We start from the raw sequence: 15,737 nt of genomic DNA on the forward strand, positions 1-15,737 counted from the left end.
GGCCTCGCCCCGGCCCTCAAGCCTTCCCGGCCGCCCCGCGCCGCCTTCGAGCGCGCCCCGGACTTTGCCACGCGCCTGCGCCCGCCCGGGTGTCCCGCCTGGCCCTCGGGTCTTCCCGTCCCGCGCCGCTTTCGCCCGTCGCCCTGCCCTTTGCCGCGCCTTGCGCCCGCCCGTGGGCCTCACCCGGCCCTCGGGGCCGCCCCGCGCCCCGCGCCGCTGGCAACCGCGCTCCGGACCACGCCTCGCCTGGTCCTCGGGACTCAGCTCGGCCCGGGACCGCACAGCGCCTGGTCCACCAGGCGCTGCACCGCTCGCTCGGCCCGGAGCGTCTCCGCCTCGTCCTCCGAGCCGCCGCTCGCCGAGACCACCACGCTCCGCCGGCCGTCGGAAGTGAGGCCGGTCCGTATCGTGCCGCCGTCGGAGTCGCCGGTGTGCCCCCAGCGGAACCCGCCGCAGCTGAGCGGCTGCCGCATCAGCCCCAGGCCGTACCGCAGTCCGGGGGCGATCTGGTCGTACTCCTCGGGGAGCGACACGGTCCGGCGCATCTCGGCCAGTTGGGCGGCGGGCAGCAGTCGGCCGCCCAGCAGCGCGGTGAAGAACGTGTCCAGGTCGCGCGCCGAACTCACCAGTGCCCCCGCGGCGTCGGCCCTGGATATGTTGAGCACCGTGGTGTCCGTCCAGCCGGTGGAACCGGGGAACCGGTAGTAGGAGTGCGCGTGCGGGGCGCGGAGAGAGGCGTCGTCGCCCGGGTCGTAGGTGTCGGTGAGCCGCAGTGGACGGACGATCCGGTCCCGCACCTCCTGTGACCAGCTCCGCCCGGTGGCACGCTCGATGATCATGCCGGCGAGCACATAGCCGGAGTTGGAGTAGTGCCAGTCGGGCTCCTCGTCCGCGGGGTCCGCGGGCGGGAAGTCCGGCTGGTGCCGCAGGGCCCCGGCTATCAGCTGCTCCGGGCCGACATGGTCGAACCTGGTCCGCTCGAAGTCCGCCGCGGTGTTGCCGACGTCCTCGGCGTACCGGTAGTTGTGCAGCCCGCTGGTGTGCTGGAGCAGGTTGCGGAGGGTGATCCGGCGCCCGTCGTTGCCGTTTCCCGACACCAGGCCGGGCAGCCAGTGGTCCACGGTGTCATCGAGCGAGACCCTGCCCTCGGCGGCGAGTTGCAGCAGCACCGTGGCCACGAAGGTCTTGGTCACGCTGGCGGCGCGGAAGGACGTGTGCCGGGGTACCGGGCGCCCGGTACCCAACTCCGCCTCACCCGCCTGCGCGTACCAGGTGCGGCGGCCCTGGCGCAGCTCCACCGACACGCTCACATAGCCGGCATCCCGCAGGGTCCGCTCCACCGCTCGCTGCAGCCGCCGCTGCTCGGCCTGCGCGGGCGGTGGTCCCCCGTGGGCTCCGCCGGTCGCCGCCGGAGCGCGCCGGGCCCCGGCGGGCGCGGCGGCCACGGTGCCGGCCAGCGCGGCGGTCAGTGCGAGGACGGTGACGGCACGCAACCCCGCGTTCCGCGCGGGACGTTCGGCGAGACTCTTCATGGCTCACCAGCCTCCTCGCCCCAGGCGTTGCGGACCATGGCGGCAGCCCCCCGTTTCCGGGTGGTGTTATCCCCCGGTCGATGCCGTCCCCAAGGTGGGGTTGTCCCCACCCCCGTAGCCGCGGCCGCTCGCCCGTCAGGTGCTTTCGACCGCGTCTCCCAGGGCGATCCGGTGCTCGCCCGCGTAGACGTTCATCGCGGCGCCGCGCAGAAAGCCCACCAGCGTCAGACCGGTCTCGGCGGCCAGGTCCACCGCCAGCGAGGAGGGCGCGGAGACCGCGGCCAGCACCGGAATGCCCGCCATCACCGCCTTCTGCGCCAGCTCGAAGGAGGCTCGGCCGGAGACCAGCAGCACCGCCCCGGCCAGCGGCAGCAGGCCCTCGCGCAGGGCCCGGCCGACGAGCTTGTCCACCGCGTTGTGCCGCCCCACGTCCTCGCGTACGTCCAGCAGCTCACCGTCCGGCGTGAACAGCGCGGCGGCGTGCAGGCCACCGGTCCGGTCGAAGACCCGCTGTGCGGCGCGCAGTCGGTCCGGGAGCACGGACAGCGTCTCGGGGGAGACGCGCACCGGGGTCCGCTCCTCGTCGCCCACCGGCCAGCGCGCCGTGGTGCGCACCGCGTCCAGGCTCGCCTTGCCGCACAGCCCGCAGGAGGAGGTGGTGTACACGTTGCGTTCCAGCGTGATGTCGGGCACCGGTACGCCGGGCGCCAGCCGTACGTCCACCACGTTGTAGGTGTTGCCGCCGTCCGCGGTGGCCCCGGCGCAGTAGACGATGTTCGCCAGCTCCTCCGCCCGGCCCACCACGCCCTCGCTGACCAGGAAGCCGGCGGCCAGCGCGAAGTCGTCGCCGGGGGTGCGCATGGTGATCGCCAGCGGCTTGCCGTTCAGCCGGATCTCCAGGGGCTCCTCGGCCACCAGGGTGTCCGGCCGGGCGCTGACCGCACCGTCCCGGATCCGGATGACCCGCCGCCGCTCGGTGACCCGTCCCATGTCGACTCCGCCCCGGTTCCTGTCCCTGCGGGTGGCCCAAGCGGCCCTGGCCCCGGGGCTGTGCCCCGGTCAGCGGTGCGCCCGCCCGCTGCGGCCACCGTCCCGCCCCATTGTGCTGCACCGGCCTGCCCAGGGCGGCCGGCGCGTGGTCGCCCGCCCGGGAGGTACCCGCCACGGCCGGAACGTTGCCCTTCACCCTCGCCCGCTCCATACCCATAAGCTGGTCTTATGGGCGCCGGGTAGGCGGTTAGCCAGGTGAAACGCACTCCGAAACCTTGCTATTGTTATGTCTGTCGCCGCGGGGAAGCCCCCGCGGAGTTCACCTCGTCCGGGTGGCGGAATGGCAGACGCGCTAGCTTGAGGTGCTAGTGCCCTTTATCGGGCGTGGGGGTTCAAGTCCCCCCTCGGACACGCAATTACGCACATGACGGGCGCGGGTTGTGACTCAACAGTCACGATCCGCGTTTTCGCGTCGTAGAACAGTTGCAGGCCGAGGTCGGCATAGAGGGGTGCTTTGCGCTGGGGCTCCGCTGCCTGGAGACGGGCGGTCATGCCGCCCAGCACTTTGAATCATCTGGGCGATCTGCTCCTCGGCGAGGATCTCGCGTTGCGCGGTGGCTACGGCGGCGAGCTGCTGGCGAGCGAGTGCCTCATCACGCTTCTATTCGGGGAGGTCGCAGTCGGCGAAAGTGCCCCCTGTGAAGCGGTCGGTGAGCGGTCCGGGATCTGGATGGTGGTCGGCGTTGTCGACGGGCTGGTAGTCGAGGGTGGCCCAACCGGTGCGCGGCCACCAGGACTCGCGGTTGCCGGAAGTGCCGTACACGGTGAGGAACGGGCTGGTCAGGGGCCGGGTAGCGGCGGCGTAGAGCAGAACGGTGGCGTCGCGGGGGCTGAGCCAGGTCGCCCGGTGGCGGGGCTCGGCGGGGCGGTCGCGGAAGCTGCCGATGCGGACGGCGACGACCTGCACGTTGGTCTTGTGGGCGTAGAGGTGGCCCAGGGCCTCGACGGCGACTTTGCCTACGGCGTAGAAGCTGTCCGGGGCCAGCGGCTCGGTTGGGGCGCCGACGGGGTTCAGGCCGGTGACATGGTGGCTGCTGGCCAGCACCACCCGTGGCACCCGCTGGCGGCGTGCGGCCTCCAGGATGTGGTGGGTGCCGGTGATGGTGTGCTCCACGATCTCGGTGAATGGCCCCTCCTGGGTGATCCCCGCGAGGTGGACGACGGCAGATGTCCCGGTGGTGGCCTTCTCGATCGTGTCCAGGTCGCGCAGGTCGGCCTGGACGAACTCGGCGCCTGCGGGCGGCCCGTCAGTGAGAGGCCGCTGGTCGAGAAGCCGGAGCGGAACGCCCTGGGCGGCCAGGTCGGCTGCCAGCCGGGTGCCGATGGTCCCGGCGGCCCCCGTGATCAGCAGCGTCACGGCCGGTGGTGGAGCATCGCCGAAACACCCTCATCGCTCGGCGCGTAGGCGATGCCGCGCAGGACGGCGACCGGGGCGCCACGTCCGCGCTGCCCCAGGATGATCCCGGCCGCCGCGGCGATGAGGTCCGTGAAGGTCTCCTCCTGCCGTTTGCCGCTGTGCTCTGTCACCCGGAGGGGCGCCACTCCAGCGGCGCCGATGGAGATGACGGTCGCCCCGCGCCGGTCGGCGCGGCCATCGGAGTCCGCGATGACCACGGCGACCTGGGCACCGGTGGAGGTGATCAGGGCGTCGCGCAGGGCGCGGGCAGAGGTGTCCGGGGCCACCGGCAGCAGCCACGCCCCCTCGGCGCCGGCGCGGTCGATCCCGGCCGACGTGAGCTGGAAGCCCAGGGCGTGCCGGGCGATGATGGGGCCCTTCTCGGTGGCCAGGAAGTAGCTGTCGCTGGAGTCCAAGATCAGTTGCACGATCTCGGCTGGCTTGCCTGTTTTGGCGGACAGTTCCAGGGCTTCGGCGCGGGGCGTGACACTGGCGAGGTCGACGTACCGCTTCTCCGCGATGCTCACGACCTTCGAGGCCACTACCACTACGTCCCCGTCCTGCAGCTCGGTGCCGGTGCGGGTGAGGGCGTCGTTGATGGCACCTGCCAGGTCGTCGCCCGGCTGGATCTCGGGGAAGGGCTCCACGGCGAAGGCGGAGAAGCCGGAGGTCGGGGCGGCGGTCATCGTCAGGCTCCTGTGGGAGTGAGGACGGCGGTGTGCAGGCGGGCGTGCGCGGCGGCGAGCGTCTCGGCTCGCTGCCGGGTGGCGGCGTGCTGTCCGCTGGTCAGCCAGTCGGTCACGCGCCGTACGTAGTGTGGCCACAGCCGATGGGCCGCGTCGGGCGCCGGTGTGCCGGAGTTGACGGCGTGCCAGGCGTCTGCGGCGGGCAGTGGCCACGGCTGTTCATCGTATCCGCCGAGGTACGGGCCAAAGCTGTCCAGCGTGGTGAGCATGGGCTGAAGCCGGGCGGCCTCGACGTGGCGGTCGGCTGCCCGGTAGAGCGCTGGTCCGCTGCCCGGCGGGACCGGTGGCGGGGCGCATGTCGCTGTCAGGTGCAGTAGGACGGGGACAGCCTGGTGGTAGATGGCGGGGAGGTGGGGGAAGGACCCGGCATGTTGCTTGGGCTCGTCGAGCCGGAGGGAAACGAGGGGGCCGACGGTGGCGGCGGTCAGCAGCAGGAACGCGTCGATGCCGTAGCCGTCCACGCACGCGGACACCTTCGAGGGCAATGCCTCGACGGCGCGGAGGACGGCGTCCAGGGCCTCGCGGGACAGGGCGAGATCCCCCGCGAGCGGCTGGGGCACGTCGTGGCCGGTGGTGGCGGCGATCAGCGGCCGGGCAAGGTGGTTGGTGAGGTTGGCCTCGTCCCAGTACCGCGGGTAGTCGGCGATCGCGAAGGCGGCCCCGGCCCGTACGCGTTCCAGCAGCGCCGCGTAGACGGCCGGATCGGGGTTCCGGGTGTCGGTGTCGGCGATCAGCACCGCATCCGCGCCGGTGAGGTCCGGACAGCGGGCGGCAGCCAGGATCTGGGCGCCCTTGCCCCGCACCAGACCGGTCAGCGGCACTGTCGCCGCCCCGGTGCCGGTGGCGGCGAAGCGCTCGGCGGTCTCCGGGGAGTCGGACGAGTCGGCATGCACGATGACCGCGCCCGTGTCTCCGAGGGCGGCGTCGACAGCGGTGGTGACGGCGGCGATAGTGGCCGGCTCGTTGCGGCTGGGCAGGATCGCGGCGGTGTTCATCTCGCCTCGGCCTCCTTGGTCAGCAGATCGGCGGCTGTTTCAGGGCTGGGCGCGTGCAGGTACTCGAACCGGCAGTTGGCCATGGCGGCGATCAGGCGGCTGCGCCAGCGGGCCAGAGCAGGGGTGTCCAGCGGCCACACAGGCCCGTACGGAACCCCGGTGACACCGCCCAAGGGGGTGGGCAGGCCGGAGATGTAACGGGCCAGCATCTCGTGCAGCCGCAGGCGCTCGTTCACCGACAGCGGCAGCGCGGGTGTCAGCGACGCCGTGACCAGCACAGGGTGAACAGCCAGGCGCACGACCCAGGCCAGCGGGCCCGGACCGGCGGCGAACGGCTCCAGGGCACGCTGGGGCTTCGGCGCGAGGGGCCGGGCCGGATCGCGGACGGCGGCGGTGGGCCTGCCCGGCCACACCTCCACCGTGCCCTCGCCGCTCTCGCCGAGGACGACCAGGTCGTCCCCGGCATGGGTCCAGCCCCGCTCAGCAAGGGCGAGCGCGGTGGACGTCTTGCCCGCCGCCTTCGAGCCGAGCAGCAGCACCGCTCGTCCGTCGGGCGCGATCAGTGCGGTGGCGTGCACTGTGAGCTTGCTCTGCTGCTGCCGGACGCGCTCCAAAGCGGTGTAGGTGACGTACGCCAGCGTGTCCGAGGCGGCCACAGCCCGGGGCAGCCGAAGGTGCACGGTGCCCCCGCGACGGTGACGGCCGCGGCCCCCGTGGTGACCTCGACATCCGCTGCCTCCGTCGCGTGGCCTGCAGTCAGGGTCCAGCCGCCGGGCAGGGCCCGGTCGGCAGCTCGCGCGGCCGTGGTGTCCAGCTGCTCGGGCAGGGCGAGGCGGGCAGAGACGTGGCCGGTCACGAGCCGGTGCACGCTCATCCGGCAGCCCAACGCAGTTCGGCCAGCAGCTGCTCGACCGGCTCCACCCTCGGCAGGTAGCAGCCGGCCAGCAGGTCCTCCACCCAGTCCGTCCGGGACAGTGTGGCCTGCACCAGCTCCTCGGCCGCCCCGGGCGGCACCTGGTTGACCGTCGTGATCTCGGTCGAGGCGGGCTCGTCGTACGGGGCGCCGTTGCGCCACAGTAGCGCGACGCGGCACGGCCCGAACTCGGCGGCCACCGCGCGGGCGGCGGTGTCGGCGAGCCAGCCACCGACCTTGCCGACGTGGTAGGCCGGGTTCTTCCCGAACGTCGCCTCGTTCCCGGCCAGATGGGCGCCACTGATCACGCCTGTGCGGGCGTTGCCGCGACCCACGAGACCGTCTTCGCCGTAGTCGACGGCCGACCCCGACAACGTGAAGTACTGCCCGGACAGGGGTCCGGTACGGCTGCCGCGGGTGTTGCACACCACCGTCACCCGGCCCGGCAGCCGCTGGGCAAGTACCTCTGTCAGCTCGCCGGCGGCGGCGGTGACCGCGTCGTCGAACTGGGCGGAGCTGGTCAGGTGCCCGGCCAGGGCGGGAACGCACACGGTCACCGTCCAGTGGTGGCCGTCGCGGACGGCGAGGGCCTTGATATCGCTGCCCGCCCACGGAAGGCGGCGGAACCACGCCTCGGCCAGCAGCACCACGGTCTCTGTGGCGGTGCGCGGGGCCGAGCCAACCAGGTAGGCGGTGTCGTTGGAGAACGCTCTCGGGCGCTCGGGCAGATCGTCCAGGCAGCGAGGGACAAACCAGTGGGGGAACTTGGAGGAGTCGGTCGTCTCGTGCCGGACCTTCAGCGTCACGCGGTCGAAGCCCGGCAGGGCGGTACGTAGGTGGTCGACGGCCGCCTGCTGGAGGATCTCCCGCACCGGCAGCGGGCGGCCGTCGAAGCTGGTGGAGATCCGGCCGCCGAAGACGACCCTCAGCGGGCGATCGTAGACGCCGTCGGTGTCGGTGAAGGCGGCCCGGCCGCCGAGGACGGCGACCTTGTCCAGGTTGTGGTGCAGCACCGCCCCCGCCACGTCCAGGCAGTGCTGGCTGTAGCGGATGGAGGCGAGCTCGGCGATGCCGTCGGCCAGGGTGTCGGGGTGGCCGATGCCCTTGCGTTCGACGACCTCGACGGGCAGTTCATGCGGCAGCGGCGTGCGCAGCGCGGACCACACGGGCGTCGCGGTAGACACGGTCGATCACCTCCAGTGGGCGCCGCAGCGCCGTCAGCGGGAACAGACAGGGGTGGGCCGGACGGCCGTCGGCGGCCTCCAGGGCCGCGGCGTACATCGCGCGCCGCAGTTCCTCGTGCGTGGGAGCGTCGGCCAGCACACCGAGGCCGGCTTCGAGGTTCCGGCCGCGCACCTGAAGTCGGCGCCCGTCGGAGAAGTGGAGGACGAGTTCGTGGATCGGCGGACCGGGGTGGTCGACGCGGGCGTCGACGTGCACTGTGGCCCCGCCGGTCAGGGTGATGGTGGTGGTGACGTGGTCCTCGGTCTCGGCCAAGTCCCGGCAGTGCACCACCGTGGCGTCGACCGTCTCGACATCACCGGGCAGCAGCCGCAGGGCGAGGGCCAGGCCGTGGATGGCCTGCTGATGCAGCACCCCGCCGGCGGTGGCGTAGGTGCGCCGCCAACCGCGGAAGTAGTCGGGATCGCGCCGCACGGCCAGCGTCACCTCGGCCCGTATGACGGCGGGTCGTTCGGCGAGCAGCCCGCCGAGGCCGGGGGCGAAGTGCGGCTGGAATGCGACGGAGATTCGCTCGTCACCCGGCAGGGGCGTCAGGGCGGCGGGGTCGGTGGTGGCGGGCTTCTCCACCAGCACAGCGGCTCCGGCCGCCGCGGCGCCCCGGGCCGCGGCGAGCGCGGTTCCGGGCGGGGCGGCCACCACCACCAGATCCGGTGTCACCGCCCGCAGCGCAGCCCGCCAGGAAGCGAACACCGGGACACCCCCGGGGACAGCGGTGCGCGGGGAGGGGTCGGCGATCCCGGCAACCGCCAGGCCGGGAGCGCCGGCGAGGGCGGTCAGGTGCTTGGCCCCGACCTCCCCGGCCCCGACCAGCAGCACCCGCTTCACGCCACGCCGCCCGGGACGGCAGAGCGCAGGAACGCGGCCCCGGCGGTGAGCGCGTCGGCAGGGGTGTCACGCACATGGGTCTCCAGCGCGTACGGCAGCGCCGGGCGGGCGGCGTGCAGCAGCGGCAGCACCTCGTCGTACGGGACCACGCCCTCACCGGCCGGGCAGAACTGCCGTCCGCCGCCGTCGGCGGGCCGGTAGTCCTTGACGTGCACGTAGCCCGCGTACGGGGCCAGGGCGCGGACCACGTCAGGGGTGGCCTGGCCGACCTCATGGAGGTTGGCCACGTCTAGCCACAGCCCCAGGCCCTGCTCGTGGTACCGGTGAAGGACTTCCAGGAGCGGCTCGGCGTCGGCGACGGTGCACACCGGCTCGTTCTCCAGCAGCAACCGCACCCCGGCCCTTTGTGCCAGCTCCAGTGCCTTGGCCAGCAGCGGGTCACCGAGCAGCTGCTCGGTCAACTCCTCCGCCACGCGCAGGTGGGAGAAGACCCGCACGAGAGGAGCCCCCAGGATGGCAGCGGCCTCAATCGCCCGCTCGACCCAGCCCAGCCTCTCCTCGGGCGGGACCTGGGTGGGGAAGCCGAAGGTGTCCACCCTTCCGGGGGCCGCCTCGGGCCGGCACCACTTCCACAGCGGCGATGCCAGCGCCGCCACCTCCAGGCCGCGCTCGTCGGCCATGGCACGGATGTGCTGCAACTGGTCGGCAGTCAGGGTCACCGCGTTGGCGCCCCCGGCCGAGCGAATCTCCAGATGCTCGATGCCCAGCTTCACCGCCAGGTCCATGCCCGGCGCCGGGTTGGGGCCAAGTTCGTCAGGGTTGAGTACCAGCGTGCTTGTCGAGCGTGCGTTCATGGCCGTCTTCTCCTTCGGTAGGGCGGTGGTGGAGGCCGTTGGCGGCCGAGATGGGTCGCCAAGACGGCCCTGGGGCGGGCGCTGCCCGGGTGCGCTAGGCACGGTCCGAGTCACCAGCACCCGCCCGGTCTGGTGATCAGCTCACGTCGGCGGCCTCGCCTCAGCCGGTCCGTGGTCCGGGCATTGGCCCAGGAGCACCGTGTGGGCGATCGTCGGATCGCATGGATGCCTCTTGTCGGTGAGCGGTTGACGGGCCGCCGCCGGTGGGGAGAGCGATGCCGGCGGCGACCCTGGCGGGCAGGCAGCAGGGGGTATCCGGTGGGGTTGGGATATCCGGCCGCCTGCCCGCGGCCTGGAAGCCTGCTCCCGGGGCGCCCCGGGAGCAGGGGGCTGCGCCAGCGGTTCGGCTGACGCTGATCGGCACCCGCTGGCACGGGGTGGGCTGGTGCGGAAGGTGACGACCACGCCAGCCCGCCGGGCTACGAGGGGAGGCCGCCCGGCGGGGGGTCGATGTCCTCGCACGGAGTGACCCTCCAGAACATCGTTACCTCGACCCGGTAGCCGGTGTGGTGTCGTCCCTCCGCGTCTGCCCTGCCGGTGTGCGCCAGCGCCCATTCCTCGGCCTTGTTCCGCTGTTCGCCGGGGAACTGTTCGGGCGCGGGGGTGGAGGCAGCGTTGCAGGTAGTGCAGTGCACCTGGATGATGCACGGGTCGGGGCCGAGGTGCATGTTGACGTACCGCATGCGGGTCGTGGTCACTCGCAATCGCCTCCCTTGGCATCGCTGCCCTGGGGAGTCGCAGCTTCGTTGCTGTCTCCGTGTATCCAGGCGAGAAGCTCGGCTTCGCGCTCGCGTAGTACGTGATCCGGGGTCTGTTCGAGCTGCTTGAGCGCCTGGTCGCGTACGCCGGCCGGAAGTCGGCCTGTCGCGCGGCGGAACCAGTCGCGTCGCAGGTCCCGCGTGAGCTTCTCCAGCGCGAGGCGCTCCAACACGGCGTCCATATCTACTTCGGACGCGTATCGGTGGGCTCGGCGGCGCCGGGGGCTGACCATGCGCATCGGTGCGGAGAACTGGGCGCGGATCTGCCACCACGTGCTCAGCTGCTCGCGCCGGTCGGAAAGCCAGCTGGGGATGCGAGTCATCACGTCTCCAGCGCAGAGGTGTTGAGGGCGATGCGGGCGGCGACGAAGAGCACGTCGCCAGGGGTGAGACCTCGGTTGACCGGCATGCGCCAGCGGAATCCCGTGCCCCGGGTCCAGTGCACTGGCGGCATGCAGACGTACGAGGAATCCTCCGGACGCCGAGGCAGGACGGTTACCTGGTCCAGGGCGGGGCGGGAAGTCGTCTCGGCGGGGATGAACCAGTACATGCTCTGGTCCCGGACCACCGCGCCGCTCTCATCACCGAGCAGGGTCATCATCCGCTCGCCGATCTCGACCGGCACCCGTACGGCCTTCCAGGCTTCGCCGGCCTGCTGCAGCTGCGGTTCCAGCCCCAGCGGAGGCTTCCATCTCGCGCTCACCGGGTGGCCTCCGCAGTGCCAGAGAAGGCATGTCAAAGATCCGGTCCGGCGGCCGGGGTGAGGTGGTCGCCCGGGTTGTTCTGCGCCTCGGCCCGAACCTGAAGAGGTCAGGTAGGAACAGCGGTATTCGTCATGGTCGGATCCATGTACGAAGGGTGCGCTGACCGTCACATCGTCCCGACACGCCACCTCGGTGCTCGTCGGGTCCGGCTGCCCCAGGTGCGCCAGCCCACCGGGCAGCCGGTAGCACCCGCTGCCGGCTGCCGGCCGGACCACGAGGACGCGGCCCGATTGGTCGCGGACGATGCCAGAGCACACGATCTGCGGGGGAGGCGGAGGAAGGGTCGGCACGGCGTAGAGGGTCACAGTGTTGTCCTTCTTCGGATAGCGGGGTGATGAGGCCACAGCGGTGGACGAAGCAGGCTCAGGAGTTCCGGGGGCCGCTACCTCGTCCTGCAGCGGTCACTTCGCTTGGGCGGCTCCCAGTCGTGCGCCCCGGCCAAGCCCCGTCCCAGAGCGCTGACGCCCAGCGGTTGCGTACACCGGGATCCAGCAGGCGGCGATAGCCTCCCCGCTGGCAGGGCAGTCATCGCGATGTGCCTTCAGGTCTCCTGGCGGAGAACTCGCACCAGGTGGCGGTGCCGTCGCAAGTCGTGCCCCAGGAACCGTTGTGCTCCGCAGTGATCGACTTCACCAGGAACAGGCCGCGACCGTGCTCACAGCTGTCATCCGTGCGCTGGAGCCGAGGCCGCTCCTGGGTGCCGTGGACTACGACAACCCGAAGAGTTGGACCAACGAGCTGTAGCCCCATGGTGATCCGTGTGCCGCGGCTATGCTGGATGGCATTGGTGACCAGTTCAGACACAACAAGTTCCACGTCATCGGCCAGTTCGGTTAGACCGCAACAGTTGACGAGGGTCTTGGCGAGCTGGCGCATCTGGCTGATGCGGCGCCCGTCCTGCTCCGGGATCGTGCCGTGCTCACCACGTGGGGTGACCTTGACTCCCACGGTTACGGCACGTTCCAAGAGGCAGTCGAGCGAGAGTGTCGCCACCTTCATGTTCCTCCCCTCGTGATAGCCCGTCAGCTCTCCGGGTTTGAATGAGAAGCTTCCGCTGACGGTTCAGCCGATGAGCCAGTTTGCGAGGGAAGGAAGCGTCCACCAGGCGGCGGAACGCGGCAAGCGACCCACAGCACAGATCTGCGCCGCATCACAGATGCACGTACAGATCGCCAAGCGAAGGTGTGATGAGCCGCAGTTCCACTGTCGCGACGCCACAGCCATTGACTACGCTCGATCTCAGTCATGGTGGAGGGAAGCCTGCGATGGGAAGCTCTTCGACGGAGCACAGGCCGTCCTGTGCGAAGCGCATTCGCCTTGATGGTGAGGCTCGATCCTGGTCGATCAGCCAGATCGCCGAGGCAATTCGTGATCATTGCTCGGTCAGCAAGCTCCGTGCATACCGCATGGCCAAAGGTCTGACCCAGCAGACGGTAGCTGAGGCTCTACGCCACCTCGCCGCACATCAAGGGAACGGGGCTCGCCCAGACGGAATCCAACTGGGACGCTGGGAAACCCGCGATGTGACCCCGAAGCCGGAAACAGTCCGACTTCTGTGCCAGTTTTACGAGTGCAGCCCCGAAGAGCTGGGCTTCGATCAATTCCTCGTGGCCCACGCACAGCCATCACCAGGACGCCATACTCAGAATCTCTCCCTTCCTTCCACCCTGCCCTCCAACCGCCCCTCCGGCAACGCCTCTTCGGCCACACATCGCCTTGATGCCGCCAGACGACGAGTCAACCGAACACTCGCTGCCTCCACCGTGAGCCCGGTCCAGGTTGACCGTCTCGACGCCCGCATCTTCGGATTGCGCAGTGAGTATGCCTGCACCCCGCCCGAGCCGATGGTGGGATTACTTCTTGACTACCTGGAGGAGGTCAATGAACTGGCTTCAGAACGCCAGCCTGCGGTCATCCAAGTACGACTATCCGAGCTGACAGCCGTACTCTCTACCCTCATTGCGGACAGCCTTATGAAGCTGGGCAATCTGGTGAGAGCACGGGCGTGGTACGACACCGCCCAGAACGCTGCCGATGACAGCGGGAACCGGCAGTTGCGCGCCAGGGTCAGGGTTCAAGCGGCTATGTTGCCGTTCTACTACGGACCGATCGAAGCCGCGGTCACACTTGCCCGCGAAGCACGCATGCTTTGCCGCAGTCGACCCTGTGCTACCGGCGCACTGGCCGCAGCTGCCGAAGCGCGCGCCTTGGCCAGGCTGGGCGACGTCGAGGGCGCCACAGCGGCAATCCGGAACGCCGTCGTGATCTTTGAGCAGTGCGAGGTCGGTCCGGAGAATGACGCTTTCGCGTTCCCCGAGCGCCGGCTACTGCTCTATCAAAGCGGTACCTACACAGCCCTAGGACTCATTAGTCAAGCCCACAAAGCACAGGCTCATGCTCTGCAACTGTACCCCGCACAAGCAGGCATCGATCCGACACTGCTTCACCTGGAAAAGGCCATCTGCCTCGCCCGGGACAGAGACCCAATCGAGGCCTGCGAGCTTGCGGGGACAACCTATCTCAGGGTTATCCCCGCTCACCGTACCCACATTGTTGAAGAGCGAGCTCGTGATGTCATCCAGGCCCTACCGCCCGCGATAAGGCGCAGCCGCGCCGCGAAGGAACTCGGTGAGATCCTCACCCTACCCCCAGCCGGAAGTGGAAGCACCCCATATGCACAGCGATCCCAAATCCACAACAACGAAAGCACAAGTACCAATCCACGGCGGCTTTGACGAACGCGAGATGCAGAAAGTCCTGGAGCGCGCCTGCGCAAGGGTGGGATTGGACAGCTCTGACGCGCGCCTCATGCGGGGCCACACCAACGCAGTTATTCTCCTGCCCAAGGCTTTCGTCGTTGTGAAGATCGCCCGCCGCGGCACCCCCATCGGAAATGTGAAGCGTACGGTACGGTTCACTCGCTGGTTGATGGACCTCGGATTCCCAACCGCACCCCTGCATCCCATCGACCAGCCCCTGATCATTGATGGCCACGCGGCAACGTTCTGGACATATATTCCTCAGCCGAACCACCCCGTGCCCGCCGAGCGGCTAGCAAAGCCCCTTTTTTCTCTGCATCATCTACCTAAGCCAGAATTCGATCTACCTCAGCACGACAATATCCGCGCCATCCGCCGGTCAATCAATTTCACTACATCACTCTCGCCGGCCACACGTCGATTTCTATCCGAGGAAACCGACCACCTAGAAGCAAGTCTGAAGGACGTCGATTTCATCTTCTCAGAAGCGGTAGTTCAAGGGGATCCACAGCACCGCAATGCCCTTCACGCTCGAGAGGGAGAGGCGCTGCTCTGCGACTGGGACACTGCGGCGATTGGTCAGCCGGAATGGGACCTGGTCACCATAGAGGTGCACTGCAGGCGCTTCGGATACAGCAAGAGCCACTACCTGGCTTTCGCCGAATCATATGGATTCGACATTACGCAGTGGGCTGGCTTTCACACGCTCCGCCGTATTCGGGAACTCCGAATGATCACGACGAACGCACGAAAGGCAATGCATTCCCCGGGGAGCGTGACAGAGGTTGAACGTCGGGTAAAGGGACTGTACGACGGAGATACTCAGCTCCGATGGCGCATTTTGTGAGTCATGGAGACTGCCAGTTGCTACCGTCCGACCGCCCCTACCTCCCGCTGCAGGCGCACGGGTTTGAGATCATTACGACACTGCTGGCCTGGGCGCGGCGCTGCCTTACAGACCGAGCCCTGCGCATCCCCTTCTCGGGTGATTAGCTCGCCACTCTCCGATCGTCGGATCGTTGGTCCGGGTGTGTCGTTGACGAATGCCCAGTGGGCGCGGAGCCAGCCGTTGTTTCCGGACCGGACGCCGAAGCGGGGTGGTCGGTGACGGCATCATCGTCAGGTGATCGATGCGATCGCCTGGAAGTTCCAGACCGGATCGCAGTGGGTGCACCTGCCGGAGCCGTATGGCAACTGGCGGGGATCTGCAACCGCTTGCATATGTGGTCCGTCGACGGCACCTGGGAGCGGGTGTTCACCGTGCTGGTCGCTCAGGCGGATGCCGACGAGGACCTGGAGTGGGCGGTCTCGGTGGACTCCACGATCCTGCGGGCTCACCAGGATGCGGCCGGGGCCCGCAAAAAGGGCTCCTGCCGGCGAGCCGGTCGACCACGCCATCGGGCAGTCTCGAGGTGGGTTGACCACGAAGATCCATCTGGCAGCTGACGCACGCTGCCAGCCGCTCGCCTTCGTCCTCACCGCCGGACAGGCCGGGGACGTGCCTGCCTTCACGCAGGTGATGGCCCGTGTGCGAGTCCCCCGCCGCCGAGGGCGGCCCCGCACCAGGCCGGACGTTGTCCTGGCGGACAAGGCATATTCCTCGCGCGCCATCCCCGAGCACTTGAGAAGGCAAGGCAGCCGCGGCGGCCGGCCACCTGCCTTCGACTGTGAGGTGTACAAGCAGCGCAAAACTCGAGCGGTGCATCAACCGCTTGTAGCAGTGGCGAGGGATCGCCACTGCTACGAGAAGACCGCGACCACCTACCTAGCAGGACTCCATACTGCGGGCATCTTCCTTTGGTCCGCCCGATGAGGCAAACGAAAATGCCTAGTCGTGCCCGGA

15 protein-coding genes, 1 tRNA gene and 1 pseudogene are annotated in these 15,737 nt (G+C 69.6%); 4 read left to right on the forward strand and 13 right to left on the reverse strand.

The features are described 5' to 3' along the window. Positions 1 to 260: 260 nt before the first annotated feature. Together E4099_RS07520 and fdhD are read right to left on the reverse strand one after the other, a co-directional pair. Positions 261 to 1,532 (reverse strand): serine hydrolase domain-containing protein, encoded by a 1,272-nt coding sequence (locus E4099_RS07520; protein WP_135338168.1) that lies wholly within the window; start codon positions 1,530 to 1,532, stop codon positions 261 to 263. A 135-nt stretch (positions 1,533 to 1,667) separates the two neighbouring features. Next, positions 1,668 to 2,522: a formate dehydrogenase accessory sulfurtransferase FdhD gene (gene fdhD, locus E4099_RS07525; protein ID WP_135338169.1), complete on the reverse strand. Its 855-nt coding sequence runs from the start codon at positions 2,520 to 2,522 to the stop codon at positions 1,668 to 1,670. A gap of 326 nt (positions 2,523 to 2,848) precedes the next feature. Between fdhD and E4099_RS07530 the strand changes: the two genes are divergently transcribed. Then, positions 2,849 to 2,933 (forward strand) — tRNA-Leu (locus E4099_RS07530). Between the two features lie 250 nt (positions 2,934 to 3,183). Here the strand turns inward: E4099_RS07530 and E4099_RS07535 are convergent. The 11 genes from E4099_RS07535 to E4099_RS07585 form a co-directional block, all read right to left on the reverse strand. Beyond that, on the reverse strand, positions 3,184 to 3,939 hold the full coding sequence (locus E4099_RS07535) for an NAD-dependent epimerase/dehydratase family protein (protein WP_135338170.1): 756 nt from the start codon (positions 3,937 to 3,939) through the stop codon (positions 3,184 to 3,186). Next, positions 3,936 to 4,664, reverse strand: coding sequence for a coenzyme F420-0:L-glutamate ligase (locus tag E4099_RS07540; protein ID WP_135338171.1), 729 nt, complete (start codon positions 4,662 to 4,664; stop codon positions 3,936 to 3,938). The genes E4099_RS07535 and E4099_RS07540 overlap by 4 nt, the downstream gene beginning before the upstream one ends. Positions 4,665 to 4,666: 2 nt before the next feature. Beyond that, the gene (locus E4099_RS07545) at positions 4,667 to 5,719 is read right to left on the reverse strand and encodes a glycosyltransferase family protein (protein WP_135338172.1); all 1,053 of its coding nucleotides are present in this window, start codon (positions 5,717 to 5,719) and stop codon (positions 4,667 to 4,669) included. Next, a complete protein-coding gene (locus E4099_RS07550; protein WP_245244657.1) occupies positions 5,716 to 6,375 on the reverse strand; it encodes a hypothetical protein in 660 nt (219 codons plus the stop codon). Before E4099_RS07550 ends, E4099_RS07545 begins: the two co-directional genes overlap by 4 nt. Positions 6,376 to 6,589: 214 nt before the next feature. Then, the gene (locus E4099_RS07555) at positions 6,590 to 7,816 is read right to left on the reverse strand and encodes a methionine adenosyltransferase (protein ID WP_135338173.1); all 1,227 of its coding nucleotides are present in this window, start codon (positions 7,814 to 7,816) and stop codon (positions 6,590 to 6,592) included. Next, entirely contained in the window at positions 7,764 to 8,699 is a 936-nt protein-coding gene (locus E4099_RS07560; protein WP_135338174.1) for a Gfo/Idh/MocA family protein, read from the reverse strand. Before E4099_RS07560 ends, E4099_RS07555 begins: the two co-directional genes overlap by 53 nt. After that, positions 8,696 to 9,553, reverse strand: coding sequence for a sugar phosphate isomerase/epimerase family protein (locus E4099_RS07565; RefSeq protein WP_135338175.1), 858 nt, complete (start codon positions 9,551 to 9,553; stop codon positions 8,696 to 8,698). Before E4099_RS07565 ends, E4099_RS07560 begins: the two co-directional genes overlap by 4 nt. Positions 9,554 to 10,032: 479 nt before the next feature. Continuing rightward, on the reverse strand, positions 10,033 to 10,311 hold the full coding sequence (locus E4099_RS07570; protein WP_135338176.1) for a DUF7848 domain-containing protein: 279 nt from the start codon (positions 10,309 to 10,311) through the stop codon (positions 10,033 to 10,035). After that, on the reverse strand, positions 10,308 to 10,694 hold the full coding sequence (locus E4099_RS07575; protein WP_135338177.1) for a hypothetical protein: 387 nt from the start codon (positions 10,692 to 10,694) through the stop codon (positions 10,308 to 10,310). The genes E4099_RS07570 and E4099_RS07575 overlap by 4 nt, the downstream gene beginning before the upstream one ends. After that, the gene (locus E4099_RS07580) at positions 10,694 to 11,074 is read right to left on the reverse strand and encodes a hypothetical protein (protein ID WP_135338178.1); all 381 of its coding nucleotides are present in this window, start codon (positions 11,072 to 11,074) and stop codon (positions 10,694 to 10,696) included. Before E4099_RS07580 ends, E4099_RS07575 begins: the two co-directional genes overlap by 1 nt. A 586-nt stretch (positions 11,075 to 11,660) precedes the next feature. Next, the gene (locus E4099_RS07585; RefSeq protein WP_135338179.1) at positions 11,661 to 12,134 is read right to left on the reverse strand and encodes an ATP-binding protein; all 474 of its coding nucleotides are present in this window, start codon (positions 12,132 to 12,134) and stop codon (positions 11,661 to 11,663) included. A 188-nt stretch (positions 12,135 to 12,322) separates the two neighbouring features. Between E4099_RS07585 and E4099_RS07590 the strand changes: the two genes are divergently transcribed. From E4099_RS07590 to E4099_RS35155, 3 genes and pseudogenes are all read left to right on the forward strand, one after another. Then, on the forward strand, positions 12,323 to 13,870 hold the full coding sequence (locus tag E4099_RS07590; RefSeq protein ID WP_245244658.1) for a helix-turn-helix domain-containing protein: 1,548 nt from the start codon (positions 12,323 to 12,325) through the stop codon (positions 13,868 to 13,870). Then, the gene (locus E4099_RS07595) at positions 13,809 to 14,741 is read left to right on the forward strand and encodes a phosphotransferase family protein (protein WP_135338180.1); all 933 of its coding nucleotides are present in this window, start codon (positions 13,809 to 13,811) and stop codon (positions 14,739 to 14,741) included. The genes E4099_RS07590 and E4099_RS07595 overlap by 62 nt, the downstream gene beginning before the upstream one ends. Before the next feature lie 168 nt (positions 14,742 to 14,909). After that, positions 14,910 to 15,707 (forward strand): annotated as a pseudogene (locus E4099_RS35155) (IS5 family transposase). The last annotated feature ends 30 nt before the right edge of the window (positions 15,708 to 15,737 follow it).

The organism is Streptomyces palmae (genome assembly GCF_004684805.1).
In the GTDB taxonomy this organism is placed as follows: Bacteria; Actinomycetota; Actinomycetes; order Streptomycetales; family Streptomycetaceae; genus Streptomyces; species Streptomyces palmae.

Bases quoted from the DNA above. Each gene is read 5' to 3' on its own strand.
- E4099_RS07520 (WP_135338168.1), bottom strand. From the start codon at position 1,532: ATGAAGAGTCTCGCCGAACGTCCCGCGCGGAACGCGGGGTTGCGTGCC.
- fdhD (WP_135338169.1), bottom strand. From the start codon at position 2,522: ATGGGACGGGTCACCGAGCGGCGGCGGGTCATCCGGATCCGGGACGGT.
- E4099_RS07540 (WP_135338171.1), bottom strand. From the start codon at position 4,664: ATGACCGCCGCCCCGACCTCCGGCTTCTCCGCCTTCGCCGTGGAGCCC.
- E4099_RS07545 (WP_135338172.1), bottom strand. From the start codon at position 5,719: ATGAACACCGCCGCGATCCTGCCCAGCCGCAACGAGCCGGCCACTATC.
- E4099_RS07565 (WP_135338175.1), bottom strand. From the start codon at position 9,553: ATGAACGCACGCTCGACAAGCACGCTGGTACTCAACCCTGACGAACTT.
- E4099_RS07575 (WP_135338177.1), bottom strand. From the start codon at position 10,694: ATGACTCGCATCCCCAGCTGGCTTTCCGACCGGCGCGAGCAGCTGAGC.
- E4099_RS07585 (WP_135338179.1), bottom strand. From the start codon at position 12,134: ATGAAGGTGGCGACACTCTCGCTCGACTGCCTCTTGGAACGTGCCGTA.
- E4099_RS07590 (WP_245244658.1), top strand. From the start codon at position 12,323: ATGAGCCGCAGTTCCACTGTCGCGACGCCACAGCCATTGACTACGCTC.
- E4099_RS07595 (WP_135338180.1), top strand. From the start codon at position 13,809: ATGCACAGCGATCCCAAATCCACAACAACGAAAGCACAAGTACCAATC.